Raw genomic sequence first — 16,419 nt, forward strand, 5'->3', positions numbered from 1 at the left:
GTGGAGCTAAGCGGGATCGAACCGCTGACCTCTTGCATGCCATGCAAGCGCTCTCCCAGCTGAGCTATAGCCCCATAGTAACTGCCATTTACTACGCTTGCCGCCAGATTTACTGCTTTCCGGCGAAGCGGCGATTATAAATCAATCGCTGCGTTTTGCAAGTCCCTTTTTCAGCTTTTCAACCGATCCGCTTGACTTGCGTCGTGCAGCAGGGAGAACGAGATTATGCTGAAGTCCCGGCCGGAGCGCAAGCCCCCGCCGAGACATTTCTGCACATTTTTACGCGGTGGCCAGGCGGCGCAGCACCGTGTCGCGGCCGAACAGTTCCAGCACCGCGTCGATGCTCGGCGTCTGCAGTTGCCCCGCCACCAGCAGGCGCACCGGCATGGCCAGCTTCGGCATCTTCAGCCCGAACTCGGCCAGCACGGCCTTGAACGTGGCGTTGATGGACTCGCGCTTCCATTCCGGCAACGCGGCCAGTTGCGTAGCCAGCGCCTGCAGCGCCGGACGGATCTCGTCGGTCAGGTGCTCGGCGCGCAGCGCGGCATCGGCCTGCGGCTCGCCGCGGTAGAACAGCAGCGCGGTTTGCGCCACGTCCTTCAGCGTGTTCGCGCGGTCCTTGACCAGCGCCACCACGTCGGCCAGGCGGGCGCCCTCCACCTTGCCGCCCAGCGCCTCGATGAACGGGCGCGTCAGCTCGGCAAGCCGCGCGTTGTCGCCGGTCTTGATGTAGTGGTTGTTCAGCCAGGCGAGCTTCTCGGGGTTGTACTGCGCCGGCGATTTGCCCAGGTGGTCGAGGTCGAACCAGGCCACGAACTGCTCGCGCGTGAAGATTTCGGCGTCGCCGTGCGACCAGCCCAGCCGCGCCAGGTAGTTCAGCACGGCCTCCGGCAGGTAGCCCTCGTCGCGGTAACCGGTCACGGCCATCGCGCCGTGGCGCTTGCTCATCTTCTCGCCCTGCTCGTTCAGCACCGTGGGCAGGTGGGCGTAGACCGGCACGTCGCCGCCCAGCGCGCGGATGATGTTGATCTGGCGCGGCGTGTTGTTGACGTGGTCGTCGCCCCGGATCACGTGCGTGATCTTCATGTCGAGGTCGTCGATCACGACGCAGAAGTTGTACGTCGGCGTGCCGTCCGGGCGCGCGATCACCAGGTCGTCCAGCTCGTCGTTCGAGATCTCGATGCGGCCCTTGACCGCGTCATCCCACACCACGCTGCCGCCGATGGGGTTGCGGAACCGCACCACGGGCTGCACGCCTGCCGGCGGCTCGGGCAGCACCTTGCCCGGCTCCGGACGCCAGAAGCCGTTGTAGCGGGGCTTTTCGCCGGCAGCGCGCTGGGCCTCGCGCAGCGCGTCCAGTTCCTCGGTGCTCATGTAGCACGGGTAGGCCAGGCCGCTGTCCAGCATCTGGCGCACGACCTCGCGGTAGCGGTCCATGCGCTGCATCTGGTAGAACGGGCCCTCGTCGATGTCGAGTTCCAGCCAGGCCATGCTTTCCAGGATCACGTCGACCGCCTCCTGGGACGAGCGCTCGACGTCGGTGTCCTCGATCCGCAGGATGAAATCGCCCTGCATGCGGCGGGCAAAGGCCCACGGATAGAGCGCGGAGCGGATGTTGCCAAGGTGGATGAAGCCGGTCGGGCTCGGCGCGAAGCGGGTGCGGACGCGTTGTGTCATGGTCGGAAGAAACAAAAAAGCCCGCGCACGGATGCGCGCAGGCCGGATTTCGCTGAACGCTGCATTATACGCGCTGCCTCTCTCGCCATCGGCGCGCGGAATCATTTATGCTGCCACCGGTCTGACACCGGGCGCATGCCTTCCGTCACCCGCCGCGACCGTCGCGATGCCCCGCGCATCACTTTCCGGCCTGTTTCTTCCATCTCGATGCAACGACGACATTTCCTGGGCGCCTCCGCCGCGATGCTGCTGGCCGCCTGCTCGTTCGGCCCGAAGCCGGCCCCTACCCTGCCGCCCGTGGCCACCGCGCCGCCGCCGCGCCCGCTGCGCATCGGGCTGGCGCTGGGCGGCGGGGCCGCGCGCGGCTTTGCGCATATCGGCGTGATCAAGGCGCTGGAGGCCCAGGGCATCCACGCCGACATCGTCACGGGCACCAGCGCCGGCTCGGTCGTGGCCGCCCTCTACGCCACGGGCATGGACGGCTTCCAGCTCAACAAGCTGGCGCTGACGATGGACGAAGCCGCCATCGCCGACTGGGCGCTGCCGTTCGGCACCAGGTTCGGGGGCTGGCTCAAGGGCGAGGCGTTGCAGAACTACGTGAACCGGCTGGTCAAGAACCGGCCGATCGAGGCGATGAAGCTGCCGCTGGGCATCGTCGCCACGGACCTGAAGACCGGCGAGCGGATCGTGTTCCGGCGCGGCAATACCGGGCAGGCAGTGCGGGCGTCCAGCAGCGTGCCGGGCGTGTTCCAGCCGGTCTCGATCGCCGGGCACGACTACGTGGACGGCGGGCTGGTGGAGCCGGTGCCCGTGGATGCCGCGCGCGAGATGGGCGCCGATTTCGTGATCGCCGTGAACATCTCGGCCGACCCGTCCAGCCAGAAGAACAATGGGCAGAGCGGCGTGCTGCTGCAGACCACGGCCATCATGGGCCAGTCGATCAACCGGATGGCACTGGCGCGTGCCGACGTGGTGATCCGCCCCGACCTGCCCGACATGGGCGGCAGCGACTTTGCGTCGCGCAACCGGGCAATCCTGGCCGGCGAGCAGGCCACGTCGGCCGTGCTGGGCACCCTGCGCGACAAACTGGCGGCGGCCCGCCAGCGCCCTGCCGCCGCCGTCGCCACCCAGTAGCCGTCCGGCCGGCCCTGCGCGCCAGCCGTTGTCATCGCCGATGACAGAAAACGTCAGCGGCATGACAGACGGTGTCACCGGTGGCGGGGCGGCGCGGGCAACAAAAAAGGACTGCCGGGGCAGTCCTTTTCTTTTTGGCGCAGCGGTGCGGTGGGCGTCAGCCGCCCAGCATCGTGCGGCCCTGGGCGTTCGGATCGAAGCGCTTGAGCGTCTCGATCATGCTGCCCGTGTTCTCGACCGAACCCTTGGCCGAGTCGTCGATCCGGCGGGCGCCGTTGTAGCGCGTGACCCAGTACGACGCGCGCATGTCGTCGACGCGGATCTTGCTGCCGGTGGACGGCGCGTGCACGAACTTGTTGTCGCCAATGTAAATGCCGACGTGCGAGAACGTGTGGCGCATCGTGTTGAAGAACACGAGGTCCCCCGGGCGCAGTTCGTTGACCGCCACGGTGGTGCCCACCTGGCTCATTTCGACGGACCGGCGCGGCAACATGAAGCCGAAGGTGTCGTTGAACACGTAGCGGACAAAGCCGCTGCAGTCCAGGCCCGATTCGGGGCTGTTACCGCCAAAGCGGTAACGCACGCCAATCAGGCCCAGCGCGTTCATGACCAGGTCGCCAGCCTTGCTGGCAACGTTGCTGGTGGAGTTCATCACCGACGACAGCAAGCCACGCTTGCCTTCCGGATGCGCGTCCGTGCCATCGACACGGGCTTCGATCCGGGCGTCGGGGTCCTTGAACACCGTATCCGCCAGCACTCCATTCGACACAGTCGCACCGCAGGCAATGGCAATTCCGATAGCGGCGCGCGCCAGGGAATGAAGTACCGTTTGCATTGGCTCTCCTGATGATCGGACAAGGCTGACCGGCAAATCAGACAAAGCCGGACAGCGCGAAAACATCAGGGCGGATCGTACGCAAAAAGTACGCCAGCAGGACTGCACCAGCCGCGTGCAACAACGGCCTTCCCCAAGGCCAGCATGCGGCGGACGAACCACCCCCGTGAAAACTTATCGCGGGATAGTAAAGTACCGAACCTTGACGTGTCAAAGTTGGTTACAACTTTCCCGCATTTCGCTAGTAAATCAACGAACTACGACCCAAAACGTATTCTGTTTCTCGGAATCCTTATAAGGATTCCGTGTTACCGCCGCGTGACAAAGCGTGTTGCGGCGCACATCATTCAGGCCGCGCCCAACTGGGCCGCCGCCATCAGCTTGCGCGTATACGGATGCTGCGGTGCGCCGAGCACGGTTTCGGTCTCGCCGGATTCCACCACTTCACCGTTTTTCATCACGATCACGCGGTGCGCCATCGCACGGATCACGGCCAGATCGTGGCTGATGAACAGGTAGCTGAGGTTGTACTTGTGCTGGAGCTGGGACAGGAGCGCCAGCACCTGCTGCTGGATCGACACGTCAAGTGCCGAAGTCGGCTCATCGAGCACCAGCACCTGCGGCTTCAGGATCAGCACCCGGGCGATGGCGATGCGCTGCCGCTGCCCGCCCGAGAACTCGTGCGGATACCGCCCCAGCGCGGTGCGGTCCAGCCCCACCTCCCGGAGCGCCTCGATCACGCGCTCGCGCATGGCCTCGCGCGACAGCCCCGGCTGATGCAGCGCCAGCCCCTCGCCAACGATCTGCTCGATCGTCATGCGCGGCGACAGCGAGCCGAACGGGTCCTGGAACACCACCTGCATGCGCTTGCGCAGCGCGCTGCGCTCCTTCTGCGAGCAGGTGTCGAAGCTGCGGCCCAGGAACTGGATCGCCCCGGCGCTCTTGCGCTGGAGCGCCAGCACCGTGTGGGCCAGCGTGGTCTTGCCCGACCCCGACTCGCCGACGATGCCCAGCGTCTCGCCCTCGCGCAGTTGCAGCGTGACGTCCTTGACCGCCGCGAACGCTTCCTTGCCGAACCAGCCGGCGATGCCCGGCCGCTTCTTCTGGTAGTTGACCGACAGCCCATCGGTTTCCAGCAGCACCGGCGCCAGCGGCACCAGCGGCAGCACCTCGCGCCGCGGCCGGCTGTCGATCAGCTTGCGCGTGTACGGATGGCGCGGATTGGCAAAGACCTCGGCCGTCTCGCCGGTCTCGACCAGCACGCCCTTTTCCATCACGCCCACCCGCTGCGCAAAGGCGCGCACCATGTTCAGGTCGTGCGTGATCAGCATCACGGCCATGCCGAACTCGGCCTGCAGGCTGCGCAGCAGGTCCAGGATCTGGGCGCGGATGGTGACGTCCAGCGCCGTGGTCGGCTCGTCGGCCAGCAGCAGCTTGGGCCGGCAGGCCAGCGCCATGGCGATCATCGCCCGCTGCCGCTGCCCGCCCGACAACTGGTGCGGAAAACTGTTGAACCGGTTGGCCGCGTCGCTGATGCCGGTGCGCTCCAGCAGCGCGATGGCCCGGTCGCGCGCGGCGCGGCGGTCCAGGTCCTCGTGCAGCGCCAGCGTCTCCACGATCTGGTTGCCAATCGTGTAGAGCGGGTTCAGCGCCGTCATCGGCTCCTGGAAGATCATGGCGATTTCCGACCCGCGGATGCGACGCATCTCGCGGTCGGACACCTCCAGCAGGTCCTTGCCCTCGAAGCGGATGGCGCCGTGGTAGTGCGCGTCCTCGACCAGCCGCAGCATGGCCAGCGCCGTCACGGTCTTGCCGGAGCCGGATTCGCCCACCAGCGCGTAGCGCTCGCCGGCGCGCAGGTCGAAGCTGACGTCGCGCACGGCGCGCGTGGCGTGCTCGCCCTCGCCGAACGTGACCGACAGGTGATCCACGCACATGAGCTGGGTGCCGGGCGCGGGAGCCTCCACCGGGTCCGGGAAGACGGGCGTGGGCGGCGTCATCGGGGTGGCCGTGCTCATGGCGTGGCCTCCGCGGCGGTGCCGCCGGCCGGTACCTTCGGCTCCACGCGGCCGCGCAACTGGGCCAGCCCCAGGCGCGTGTCGAAGGCGTCGCGCAGCGCGTCGCCCATGAAGGTCAGCAGCAGCAGCGTCACCACCAGCACCGCGAACGTCGACAGCGAGATCCACCACGCGTCCAGGTTGCCCTTGCCCTGGGCCAGCAGCTCGCCCAGGCTCGGGGTCGTCGGCGGCACGCCCAGCCCCAGGAAATCGAGGCTGGTCAGCGCCAGGATGGCCGCGCTCATGCGGAACGGCAGGAACGTGATGACCGGCGTCAGGCTGTTGGGCAGGATGTGGCGCCACATGATCTGGACGTTCGACAAACCCAGCGCCCGCGCCGCCTTGACGTAGTCCAGCGACCGGTTGCGGTAGAACTCTGCCCGCACGTAGTCCGACAGCCCCATCCAGCCGAACAGCGACAGCAGGATGATCAGCAGCGCCAGGCTCGGCTCGAAGATCGACGCGAAGATGATCAGCAGGTACAGCTCGGGCATCGAGCTCCAGATCTCGATGGCCCGCTGCGACACCAGGTCGAAGCGCCCGCCAAAGAAGCCCATCAGCGCGCCGGTCAGCGTGCCGATCAGCACCCCGATCACGGTCAGCGCCAGCCCGAACAGCACCGACACCCGAAAGCCGTACAGCAGGCGCGCCAGCACGTCGCGGCCCCGGTCGTCGGTGCCAAGCCAGTTGTCGGCCGACGGCGGCGCCGGGTTCGGCTCCTTGGCGAAGTAGTTGATGGAATCGTACGAGTACCGGTTGGGCGGGAAAATGGCGAAATTGCCATTCGACGTGATGCGGTCACGGATGAACGGGTCCAGATAGTCCGTGCGCGTGGGAAAGTCGCCGTCGAACGTCGTCTCCGGGTAGACCTTGACGATCGGGAAGTAGTACTCGCCCTTGTAGCGCACCACCAGCGGGCGGTCGCTGGACAGCAACTCGGCGCCCATGCTGAGCACGAACAGGATCACGAACAGCACCAGGCTCCAGTAGCCCAGCCGGTTGCGCCGGAAGCGCTGCCACGCGCGCTGGCGCGGCGACAGGGAATGCGGCAGGCCGTTGCCCGCCACGGCGTGCTTGGGGCCGAATCTCATCGGTGCATCCCCTCGAAATGAATGCGCGGATCGACCATCACGTAGCAAACGTCCGAGATCAGGCGCGTGACCAGCCCGATCAGCGTAAACAGGTACAGCGTGCCCAGCACCACCGGGTAGTCGCGGCGCAGCACGGCTTCATAGGACAGCAGGCCCAGGCCGTCGAGCGAGAACAGCGTCTCGATCAGCAGCGACCCGGTGAAGAACGCGCCGATGAACGCGGCCGGAAAGCCGGTGACCAGCGGGATCAGCGCGTTGCGGAACACGTGCTTCCAGAGCACCCGCCGCTCGGACAGCCCCTTGGCGCGGGCGGTCAGCACGTACTGCTTGCGGATTTCCTCCAGGAACGCGTTCTTGGTCAGCATCGTCACCACCGCGAAGCTGCCGACGACCGACGCGGTGATCGGCAGCACAAGGTGCCACAGGTAATCCATCACCTTGCCCATCAGCGAAAGCTGCTCCCAGTCGTCGGACGTCAGCCCGCGCAGCGGGAACCACTGGACGAACGTGCCCCCGCCGAACAGCACCAGCAGCAGCACGCCCAGCACGAAGCCGGGAATGGCGTAGCCCACCAGCACGATCATGCTGCTGATCACGTCGAACCGGCTGCCTGCCCGGATCGCCTTGGAAATGCCCAGCGGCACCGATATCAGGTAGGTCAGGAAGAACGTCCAGAGCCCCAGGCTGACCGATACCGGCAGCTTCGACTTGACCAGCTCCCAGACGCTGCGGTGCTGGAAGTAGCTCTGGCCCAGGTCGAACTGGGCAAACCGCTTGAGCATCATCAGGTAGCGCTCCAGCGGCGGCTTGTCAAAGCCGTAGAGCGCCTGAATCTCCTTGATCTTCTCGGGGTCCACGCCGCGCCGGCCGCGGTATTCCGCCCCGCCGCCGCTGGCCTCGCCGGCGCCGCCGCGGCCTTTCATTTCGAGCATCATCTGCTCGACCGGGCCACCGGGCACGAACTGGATCACGACGAAGGTCAGCGTCACCACCCCGACCAGCGTCGGGATCATCAGCAGGATGCGCTTGAGCAGATAGGCGAGCATTGGCCGTCCGTAAGGGGTGCGGGTGACTGGATTACTGGGTCTTCGGCGCCAGGTCGCGGCGCCACCAGCTCGACAGGATCCAGCCCTCGGCGGTGTAGTAGTACGGCAGGCGCGTCGGGTAGCCGAGCTCCTTGCGGTACGACACACGGTGGAAGGCACTGTACCAGTTCGGCACGATGTAGTAGCCATGCATCAGCACGCGGTCCAGCGCGCGGCCGGCGGTCACCAGTTCCTCGCGGCTTTCGGCGTGCAGCACGGCGTCCACGAGCTTGTCGATGGCCGGCGACTTCACGCCGAACAGGTTGTCGGACCCCGGCGTGGTGGCCGCCTCGGACGAGAACCGGTCGCGCAGTTCGTTGCCCGGGCTCTGCGAGTCCGGGTAGCGGATCGACACCATGTCGAAATCGAAGTCTTCCAGCCGCTTCTGGTACAGCGCGAAGTCGGTGGTGCGCTGGTGCACCTGGATGCCGAGCTTTTCCAGGTTGCGCACGTAGGCCGTGATCACGCGGCTCATGGCGCCGCCATCGTCCAGGAACTCGAACACCATCGCCTCGCCCTTGGCGTTGCGCAGCGCGCCGTCGTCGTAGGTCCAGCCGGCCTGGGCCAGCAGGCGGCGGGCCTCGCGCAGGTTGTCGCGCAGCGAGCGCGGCGGATTGGTGCTGGGCTGCACCACATCGGCGCCGAATACCTCGGGCGGCAACTGGCTGCGCAGCGGGTCCAGCAGCTTCAGCTCACCGGCGCCCGGCTTGCCGTCGAACGTGGCGCTGGCGGCCAGGTCGCTGTTCGAGAACCAGCTATCGAGCCGCTTGTAGGCGCCGTAGAACAACTGGCGATTCAGCCATTCGAAGTCGAGCGCCAGGATCAGCGCCCGGCGCACGCGCACGTCCTGGAACATCGGCTTGCGCATGTTCATCACGAAGCCCTGCATGCCGGCGCCATTGCGGTGCGGGAATTCGGTCTTGATCAGCGCCCCGTCGCGGAAGCGCGTGCCGACGTAGCTCTTGGCCCAGTTCTTCGACCGGTACTCGACGATGGCGTCGAACTCGCCCGCCTTGTACGCCTCCAGCTTGGCCGTCTCGTCCTTGTAGAGCCGGTAGACCACCCGCCCGAAGTTGAACGTGCCGCGCCGGACGTTGAGGTTCTTGCCCCAGTAGTTGGGGTCGCGCTGGAACACGATGCCGCGGCCGGCGTCGTAGCGCTCGATCTTGTACGGGCCGCTGGTGATCGGCGCCTCGAAGGTCAGCTTCTCGAACGGCACCTTGGCGGTCCATTTTTTCGAGAACACGGGCAGTTGGCCGACGATCAGCGGCAATTCGGCGTTGCGTTGCTTGAAGTCAAACCGGATCGAGCGTTCGCCGGTCACCACCACGCCCTTCACGTCGGTACACATGCTGCGATAGCCGGGGCTGGCGGCCTTGCTCATCAGCATGTCGTACGAATACTTGACGTCGGACGCCAGCACCGGGTCGCCGTTGACGAAGCGCGCCTCGGGGCGGATGTGGAAGGTGACCGACAGCCTGTCCGGCGCCACGGTCACGTCGTTGGCCAGCAGGCCGTAGGCGCTGGCCGACTCGTCGGCGCTGCTGATCAGCAGCGTCTCGAACATCAGCGAGGTCAGGCCCGGCGCGGACGTGCCCTTGAGCGTGAACGGGTTGAACTTGTCGAAGCTGGTGCGGCGGTCGGGGTTGGCCAGCGTCAGCGTGCCGCCCATCGGGGCGTTCGGGTTGACGTAGTCGAAATTGGCAAAGTCCGCCGGATACTTCAGGTCGCCGTGCAGCGCAAAGCCGTGCGCGGCATGCCCCGCTGCGGGAAAACCCCAAGCCAGCACGAATGACAGTGCCAGCGCCCATTGCACTACCGCGCGTCGACGGAAGCACTGCCCTGCCGCCAGACGCGGCCAACGTGCGTGAATCAGCATCCGGTTGCAGACCTCCACAATGCCCGAGACAGCCCGGCGGCTTGTGGCCGGGCGAAGTTGTGCGACAATTTTACATGCGTTCGGGTGGCGCCCAGCCATCCGGACATTCCCTTTACGCGGCGCAACAAACTGCGGGCCAATGTGCCCGCCGTGCACCGGACACGGGCCTGTGCACGAAGCATGCCCGTCCTCACAAAACGATCTTGGAGAAACTATGGGATTTCTGGCAGGTAAGCGGATCCTGATCACGGGCTTGCTTTCGAACCGTTCCATCGCCTACGGCATCGCCTCGGCCTGCAAGCGCGAAGGCGCCGAGCTGGCCTTTACCTACGTCGGCGAGCGATTCAAGGACCGCATCACGGACTTCGCCAAGGAATTCGGCTCCGACATGATCTACGAATGCGACGTCGGCAGCGACGAGCAGATCGCCGCCACGTTCGCCGCATTGGGGCAGCGCTGGGAAAAATTCGACGGTCTGGTGCATTCGATCGGCTTTGCCCCGCGTGAAGCCATTGCCGGCGACTTCCTGGAAGGGCTGTCGCGCGAGGGCTTCCGCATCGCCCACGACATCTCCGCCTACAGCTTCCCCGCGCTGGCCAAGGCCGCCCTGCCGTTGCTCAACGACAAGGCATCGCTGCTGACGCTGACCTACCTGGGCGCCGAGCGCGTGGTGCCGAACTACAACACGATGGGCCTGGCCAAGGCGTCGCTGGAAGCCAGCGTGCGCTACCTGGCGTCGGCGGTGGGCCCGCGCGGCATCCGCGCCAACGGCATCTCGGCCGGCCCGATCAAGACGCTGGCCGCCTCGGGCATCAAGGACTTCGGCCGCCTGCTCAAGCATTTCGAGGACGTGGCCCCGATGCGCCGCAACGTGACGATCGAGGAAGTGGGCAACGTGGCCGCGTTCCTGCTGTCGGACCTGTCCAGCGGCGTGACCGGCGAGATCACCTACGTCGACGGCGGCTACAACATCGTCGGCACGGCGGTCGACGAGTAAGCCTTACCGGCCTGGTTTGCCAAGGCGTCCCCAGCGGGACGCCTTTTTTCATGCCTGCGCCACGGCCTGGAGCACCGCCACGGCACGCGCCGCGGCCGGCGACAGCGTGCGCTGGGCCAGCCGGACGATGGCGAACTGCATCGTCACGGCTGGCAGTTCGGGAATATCCAGCGCCACCAGCCGCCCCGCCTCCACCTCGTCGCGCACGGCCCGGGCGGGCGCCAGCAGCAGCGCGTCGGCGTGCCGCACCAGGTGGGTCAGCGCGCGGAAATCGTTGCTTTCGACCTGGAACGGCATGTCCTCGCCAGGCTTGCAGCGCAGCAGCTTGCGCAGCCGTTCGTGCGTTTCTGGCGGAAATACGACCGAAACCAGCGCCGACGCGCGCAGCGTGGCCAGGTCCACCGGCCCGGCCGCCAGCGGATGCCCGGTGCGGACGAACACCCCGCCCGGCCCGGGCGGCAGCCGTTCCACCTCCAGCTCGGCGGCCGTCGGCACCGTGCCGTGCTCGATCACGACGAAATCGACCTGCTCCGCGTGCAGCGCGTCCAGCAACGCCACCGGATGGCTGACCTCGGTGGCGATCCGCAGCTTGGGCCACTGGCGGTGCAACTGGCACAGCAGCTCAGGTAGCAGGATGGCCGCCGGAAACGCGCCGAGCCCGATCTGCACGCTGCCGATTTCGTGCTGCCGCACCAGCGCCAGATCGCGCGCCAGGCATTTCGACTCGAACAGGATGCGGCGCGCCCGCTCGGCCACCATCCGGCCCACGGCCGTCAGCGTCACGCCGCGCGCGCCACGGTCGAACAGTACCGCGCCGGCTTCTTCCTCCAGCGCCTGGATGCTGCGCGTCAGCGCCGGCTGGCTCAAGTGCACGCGCCGCGCGGCGGCCGCCAGCGAGCCCTCTTCCACCACCGCCACCAGATGCTCCAGCCGCCTCAGATTCATATATGCACCTTGCGCATGTCTGCGATAGATAATTTGCAATTGAATTATAGGTGCGGCGCGCATCCAATAGACGCTTCCCTTCTTCGATGAGCCAATTCGCCATGCGCCTTGTCCGCACTGCCATGCTGGTTGCCACCACCCTGACGATGTCCGCCGCGCTGGCCGCGCCCGGGCCGGCCACGCCGCTCACGGCCCAGTCGAATGCCGAATGGCTACAGCGCCTGCCGTTCTCGGACCGCGCCGACTACGCCGATGCCCAGCGCGGGCTGGTGGCGCGCTTTCCGCAGCGGTCGATCCCGGCCGCCGACGGCACCCCGGCCTGGGACTTCGACGCCTACGCGTTCGAGTCGGGCGACGCCCCGCCCACGGTCAACCCCAGCCTGTGGCGGCTGGCGCAACTCAACAACGAGGCCGGCCTGTTCAAGGTGACGGACCGCGTGTACCAGATCCGCGGCGCCGACCTGGCGAACATGAACATCATCGAAGGCGACACCGGGCTGATCGTCATCGACACCCTGCTCACCGCCGAGACCGCCCGCGCGTCGCTGGACCTCTACTACGCGCACCGCCCGCGGAAGCCGATCGTGGCCGTGATCCACACCCACAGCCACATCGACCATTTCGGCGGCGTGCGCGGCATCGTCGACGAGGCCGACGTCAAGTCCGGCAAGGTGGACATCATCGCGCCCCATGGCTTCATGGAGGAGGCGGTCAGCGAGAACGTGCTGGCCGGCAGCGCCATGAGCCGGCGGGCGCAGTACATGTACGGCACGCAGCTGCCGCGCAGCGCCACGGGCCAGGTGGATACCGGCCTGGGCAAGGGCACCGCGCGCGGCACGATGACGCTGCTGGCGCCCACCTCGCTGGTCACCCGGCCGGTGGAGGTGCGCCGCATCGATGGCGTCGACGTCGAGTTCCAGCTCACGCCCGGCACCGAGGCCCCGGCGGAGATGAACGTCTACCTGCCGCAGTTCCGCACGCTCTGCATCGCCGAGAACGCGGTGCGCACCCAGCACAACGTGCTGACGCTGCGCGGCGCGCAGGTGCGCGATGCCAAGGGATGGTCGTACTTCCTGGCGCAGGCGCTGCTGCGCTACGGCGAGCGCACCGACGTGCTGATCGGCCAGCACCACTGGCCCACCTGGGGCCGCGCCCGCATCGTCGAACTGCTGTCCGACCAGCGCGACATGTACGCCTACCTGAACGACCAGACGCTGCGCCTGATGAACCAGGGCTACACGCCGCTGGAGATTGCCGACCAGCTCAGGACGCTGCCCCAGCCGCTGGCCAGCAAATGGTATGCGCGCGACTACTACGGCTCGGTCAGCCACAACGTGCGCGCCGTCTACCAGCGCTACCTGGGCTTCTACGACGGCAACCCGGCCCACCTGAATCCGCTGCCGCCGGTGCAGGCCGCGCGCAAGACGATCGAATGGATGGGCGGCCCCGACGCCGTGCTGGCCCGGCTGCGCGACGCCTACGCGCGCGGCGAATACCGCTGGGTCAGCCAGATCGGCAACGAGCTGGTCTTCGCGGACCCGTCGAACGCGGCCGCGCGGGCGCTGCAGGCCGACGCGCTGGAGCAGCTTGGCTACCAGAGCGAGAACGCCACCTGGCGCAACATCTACCTGACCGGCGCCCAGGAACTGCGCGACGGCGTGGCCCGGCCCAGCAAGGGCGCCACCAGTTCGTCGGACATGGTGCGGGCGCTGACCGTACCGAACTTCTTCGATTTCCTGGCCGTGCGCCTGAACGCCGACAAGGCCGCCGGCAAGACGCTGACGCTGAACTGGCAGTTCACCGACCTGAAGCAGCGCTACGCGATGACGCTGCGCAACAGCGCGCTGACCTACGTGGCCGAGGCCCAGCACGCCCAGCCCACCGCCACGGTCACGCTGACCAAGGCGACGCTGGACCAGATCAGCCTCAAGCAGCTCACGCTGCCGCAGGCGATGCAGTCGGGAGCCATCCGGATAGACGGCAATCCGCAGGCCGTGTCAGGCTTGTTCGGCATGCTGGACACGTTTGACAGCAACTTCGCCATCGTGACGCCGCGCAGCGTCCCACAACAATAAGACCCCTCGCGGACGGAGACAGACACCATGGGCCCCACCCACTTCGACTACATCATCGTTGGCGCCGGCTCGGCCGGCTGCGCGCTGGCCGGACGGCTGGCGGACCGGCCGGACCTCTCGGTGGCCCTGCTCGAAACCGGGCCCGACGACCACCACCCGAGCGTCTGGACGCCGCTTGCCATCGCCCGGACCGTGCCCCACCCCGGCCCGCGCAACTACGGCCTGCGCACGGTGCCGCAGGCCGGCCTCAACGGCCGCGAGTCGTACCAGCCGCGCGGCCGGGGGCTGGGCGGCAGTTCGTCGATCAACGCGATGCTCTACGTGCGCGGCCATCGCTCCGACTACGACCGCTGGGCCGCGCTTGGCTGCGATGGCTGGGGCTACGACGACGTGCTGCCCTACTTCCGCCGCAGCGAATGCAATCAGCGCAACGCCGGCCGCGACGACGCCTGGCACGGCGGCAGCGGCCCGCTGCACGTGAGCGACCTGCGCACGCCCAATCCGTTCTCGCGGCGCTTTGTGCAGGCCGCCGCCCAGGCCGGGCTGCCGGTCAACGACGACTTCAACGGGCCGGAGCAGGAAGGCGTGGGCCTCTATCAGGCCACGCAGTTCAACGGCGAACGCTGGAACGCGGCGCGCGCCTACCTGCATCGCGGCAACCGGGGCGACACAGGCCACAACGGCGGCCGCCAGAACCTCTGCGTGATGACCGGCACCCAGGCGCTGCGCATCGTCTTCGAGGGCAAGCGGGCGGTGGGCGTGGCGGTATCGCAAGGCGGCCAGACGCGGACGCTCTACGCGCGGCGGGAGGTCATCGTCAGCAGCGGCGCGTTCCATTCGCCGCAGTTGCTGATGGCCTCGGGCATCGGCCCGGCCGATCACCTGCGCAGCGTGGGCGTGGACGTGGTGCACGACCTGCCGGGCGTCGGCCAGAACCTGCAGGACCACCTGGACATCATCATCGGCAAGCCGGTGGCGTCGTGGCACCTCTATGGCTACTCGCTGCGCGGCGTGGCGCGGATGGCCGGCGAGGTCATGCGCTATCGCTGGCGCCGCACGGGCATGCTGGCCTCGCCGGTGGCCGAGGCCGGCGCGTTCGTCAAGACCCGGCCCGGGCTGGACGCGCCCGACCTGCAGCTCCACTTCGCGCCCGCGCTGTTGGGCAACTCCAACGTGTTGCGCAACGGCCGGCCGGGGCATGGCTATTCGTGCCACGCATGCGTGCTGCGTCCCGAGAGCCGGGGCACGGTACAACTGCGCTCGGCGGACATGCGCGAGGCGCCGCTGATCGACCCGCGCTTTTTGTCGGCACCGGCGGACCTGGACGGCATGGTGGCCGGCGTGCGGCTGATGCGCCGAATCTTCGCGCAGGCGGCGCTGGCCGACGCCGGCGGTACCGATCCGCTGCGGGACCTGCTGGGCGACGGCGATGGCGATGACGCAGCCATCCGCGACTTCATCCGCAACCACGCCGACACCATCTACCACCCCGTGGGCACCTGCAAGATGGGCGTCGACGCGATGGCGGTGGTCGATCCGCAACTGCGCGTGCGGGGCGTGCAAGCGCTGCGCGTGGTCGATGCGTCGGTCATGCCGACGCTGATCGGCGGCAATACCAACGCGCCGACGATCATGATCGCCGAGCGCGCGGCAGACCTGCTGGCGGCGGCCTGACAAGGGCGGCACCAAGGGCGGCGGGCAAGCCGGGAAAGACTGGGAAAAAAGGAAAGGAAGGAAAGAAAGCTGGCCCGCCCTAGAGGATTCGAACCTCTGACCGCTCGCTTAGAAGGCGAGTGCTCTATCCAACTGAGCTAAGGGCGGATAACCATGCCCACGGGCGGGGCCTGCCTTGCCATGGCGGCAAGGCAGGCATTCTACCGCAGCGCCTGCGCCAGGGGAACGCCGGCGGCGCCGCTATGCCGGGTGTTTCTGCAGGATGAACTCGATGGCACACTCGGCCGACGGCGTGCGCGTCTGGTCGAAGCTGCCGTCCAGCAGGCTCGGCCGCACGCCGATGTCGACGCGGAAGATCGACAGCGGCGTGACCGCGTCGGAGATCGCGCGGACGAAGTCGAGCACGTTGATCGACACCGGCGACCACGACCGCATCTTGAACATCGTGAACGTGTGCTTGTGGTCGGAGTTGAAGCGCGACGGCCAGTGCCCCTGCTCGTACAGGTCCTCGTCGGGCACCTGGATCACCAGGTAGCCGCCCGGCTTGACCACGCGAATCCAGTGGCGGATGGCCACGGACGGGTCCACCACATGCTCCAGGCAGTGCGACGAGTAGACGAAATCGAACGAGGCGTCGGGCACCCGTTCCAGGTACTGGGCGTCGCCGTGCTGCCTGTCGAAGACAAAGACATGGCGCATGGCGGGAAACATTTCGGCAAAGAGCGCGATGGAGTCGATGCCGCCGCCCACGTCGAGCCCGTCGCCGACGAAATAGCGCGTGGCGTAGCGCGAATCATGCACGCGCCGCAGGATCGAGATCGAGGTCGCCCCAGGAATGTTCTGCTGAATCCGCCGCGGCTGGTCGGCGGCGTGTTCCGGTCGGATGATGTCCATGGATGTTCGCGCGTGGCGCGTGTAGTTGACCCGCGCCATCTTTAGCACCGCCGGACGCGGGCTTGAATCGGAAATC

12 protein-coding genes and 2 tRNA genes are annotated in these 16,419 nt (G+C 67.3%); 4 read left to right on the top strand and 10 right to left on the bottom strand.

All coding sequences use genetic code 11. From position 1 onward, the window contains the following. Position 1: 1 nt before the first annotated feature. Both QTN24_RS00005 and gltX read right to left on the bottom strand, forming a co-directional pair. A tRNA-Ala gene (locus QTN24_RS00005) sits at positions 2 to 74 on the bottom strand. Between the two features lie 205 nt (positions 75 to 279). Next, positions 280 to 1,677: a glutamate--tRNA ligase gene (gene gltX, locus QTN24_RS00010; RefSeq protein ID WP_313834937.1), complete on the bottom strand. Its 1,398-nt coding sequence runs from the start codon at positions 1,675 to 1,677 to the stop codon at positions 280 to 282. 207 nt (positions 1,678 to 1,884) lie between these two features. On the opposite strand from gltX, the gene QTN24_RS00015 reads away from it, so the two are divergent. Beyond that, complete coding sequence (locus QTN24_RS00015; protein ID WP_124683935.1) at positions 1,885 to 2,811, top strand: patatin-like phospholipase family protein; 927 nt, start codon at positions 1,885 to 1,887, stop codon at positions 2,809 to 2,811. A 157-nt stretch (positions 2,812 to 2,968) separates the two neighbouring features. Here the strand turns inward: QTN24_RS00015 and QTN24_RS00020 are convergent, their stop codons facing one another. The 5 genes from QTN24_RS00020 to QTN24_RS00040 form a co-directional block, all read right to left on the bottom strand. After that, the gene (locus tag QTN24_RS00020) at positions 2,969 to 3,646 is read right to left on the bottom strand and encodes a C40 family peptidase (RefSeq protein WP_124683934.1); all 678 of its coding nucleotides are present in this window, start codon (positions 3,644 to 3,646) and stop codon (positions 2,969 to 2,971) included. A 347-nt stretch (positions 3,647 to 3,993) separates the two neighbouring features. After that, entirely contained in the window at positions 3,994 to 5,664 is a 1,671-nt protein-coding gene (locus QTN24_RS00025) for an ABC transporter ATP-binding protein (protein WP_313834938.1), read from the bottom strand. Further along, positions 5,661 to 6,794 (bottom strand): ABC transporter permease, encoded by a 1,134-nt coding sequence (locus QTN24_RS00030; protein WP_313834939.1) that lies wholly within the window; start codon positions 6,792 to 6,794, stop codon positions 5,661 to 5,663. Before QTN24_RS00030 ends, QTN24_RS00025 begins: the two co-directional genes overlap by 4 nt. Further along, positions 6,791 to 7,840 carry a microcin C ABC transporter permease YejB gene (locus tag QTN24_RS00035; RefSeq protein WP_124683931.1) on the bottom strand — a complete coding sequence of 350 codons (1,050 nt, stop codon included), beginning with the start codon at positions 7,838 to 7,840 and terminating at the stop codon, positions 6,791 to 6,793. The genes QTN24_RS00030 and QTN24_RS00035 overlap by 4 nt, the downstream gene beginning before the upstream one ends. Before the next feature lie 31 nt (positions 7,841 to 7,871). Next, positions 7,872 to 9,758, bottom strand: a complete 1,887-nt coding sequence (locus QTN24_RS00040; protein ID WP_313834940.1) for an extracellular solute-binding protein — start codon at positions 9,756 to 9,758, stop codon at positions 7,872 to 7,874. A gap of 214 nt (positions 9,759 to 9,972) precedes the next feature. Between QTN24_RS00040 and fabI the strand changes: the two genes are divergently transcribed. Next, positions 9,973 to 10,755: an enoyl-ACP reductase FabI gene (gene fabI, locus QTN24_RS00045; protein WP_124683929.1), complete on the top strand. Its 783-nt coding sequence runs from the start codon at positions 9,973 to 9,975 to the stop codon at positions 10,753 to 10,755. A gap of 48 nt (positions 10,756 to 10,803) precedes the next feature. Here fabI and QTN24_RS00050 read toward each other — a convergent pair whose 3' ends face one another. Next, a complete protein-coding gene (locus QTN24_RS00050) occupies positions 10,804 to 11,700 on the bottom strand; it encodes a LysR family transcriptional regulator (RefSeq protein WP_124683928.1) in 897 nt (298 codons plus the stop codon). 101 nt (positions 11,701 to 11,801) lie between these two features. On the opposite strand from QTN24_RS00050, the gene QTN24_RS00055 reads away from it, so the two are divergent. Both QTN24_RS00055 and QTN24_RS00060 read left to right on the top strand, forming a co-directional pair. Beyond that, a complete protein-coding gene (locus QTN24_RS00055) occupies positions 11,802 to 13,775 on the top strand; it encodes an alkyl sulfatase dimerization domain-containing protein (RefSeq protein WP_313834941.1) in 1,974 nt (657 codons plus the stop codon). A 27-nt stretch (positions 13,776 to 13,802) separates the two neighbouring features. Further along, the gene (locus QTN24_RS00060) at positions 13,803 to 15,449 is read left to right on the top strand and encodes a GMC family oxidoreductase N-terminal domain-containing protein (protein ID WP_313834942.1); all 1,647 of its coding nucleotides are present in this window, start codon (positions 13,803 to 13,805) and stop codon (positions 15,447 to 15,449) included. Positions 15,450 to 15,519: 70 nt separating this feature from the next. On the opposite strand, the gene QTN24_RS00065 is transcribed toward QTN24_RS00060, so the two are convergent. Beyond that, positions 15,520 to 15,596 (bottom strand) — tRNA-Arg (locus tag QTN24_RS00065). Between the two features lie 93 nt (positions 15,597 to 15,689). Continuing rightward, positions 15,690 to 16,343 carry a class I SAM-dependent methyltransferase gene (locus QTN24_RS00070; RefSeq protein ID WP_124683925.1) on the bottom strand — a complete coding sequence of 218 codons (654 nt, stop codon included), beginning with the start codon at positions 16,341 to 16,343 and terminating at the stop codon, positions 15,690 to 15,692. Positions 16,344 to 16,419: the final 76 nt, after the last annotated feature.

The organism is Cupriavidus sp. SZY C1, from assembly GCF_032190535.1.
In the GTDB taxonomy this organism is placed as follows: Bacteria; Pseudomonadota; Gammaproteobacteria; order Burkholderiales; family Burkholderiaceae; genus Cupriavidus; species Cupriavidus pauculus_C.

Bases quoted from the DNA above. Each gene is read 5' to 3' on its own strand.
- gltX (WP_313834937.1), bottom strand. From the start codon at position 1,677: ATGACACAACGCGTCCGCACCCGCTTCGCGCCGAGCCCGACCGGCTTC.
- QTN24_RS00015 (WP_124683935.1), top strand. From the start codon at position 1,885: ATGCAACGACGACATTTCCTGGGCGCCTCCGCCGCGATGCTGCTGGCC.
- QTN24_RS00020 (WP_124683934.1), bottom strand. From the start codon at position 3,646: ATGCAAACGGTACTTCATTCCCTGGCGCGCGCCGCTATCGGAATTGCC.
- QTN24_RS00025 (WP_313834938.1), bottom strand. From the start codon at position 5,664: ATGAGCACGGCCACCCCGATGACGCCGCCCACGCCCGTCTTCCCGGAC.
- QTN24_RS00030 (WP_313834939.1), bottom strand. From the start codon at position 6,794: ATGAGATTCGGCCCCAAGCACGCCGTGGCGGGCAACGGCCTGCCGCAT.
- QTN24_RS00035 (WP_124683931.1), bottom strand. From the start codon at position 7,840: ATGCTCGCCTATCTGCTCAAGCGCATCCTGCTGATGATCCCGACGCTG.
- QTN24_RS00040 (WP_313834940.1), bottom strand. From the start codon at position 9,758: ATGCTGATTCACGCACGTTGGCCGCGTCTGGCGGCAGGGCAGTGCTTC.
- fabI (WP_124683929.1), top strand. From the start codon at position 9,973: ATGGGATTTCTGGCAGGTAAGCGGATCCTGATCACGGGCTTGCTTTCG.
- QTN24_RS00050 (WP_124683928.1), bottom strand. From the start codon at position 11,700: ATGAATCTGAGGCGGCTGGAGCATCTGGTGGCGGTGGTGGAAGAGGGC.
- QTN24_RS00055 (WP_313834941.1), top strand. From the start codon at position 11,802: ATGCGCCTTGTCCGCACTGCCATGCTGGTTGCCACCACCCTGACGATG.
- QTN24_RS00060 (WP_313834942.1), top strand. From the start codon at position 13,803: ATGGGCCCCACCCACTTCGACTACATCATCGTTGGCGCCGGCTCGGCC.
- QTN24_RS00070 (WP_124683925.1), bottom strand. From the start codon at position 16,343: ATGGACATCATCCGACCGGAACACGCCGCCGACCAGCCGCGGCGGATT.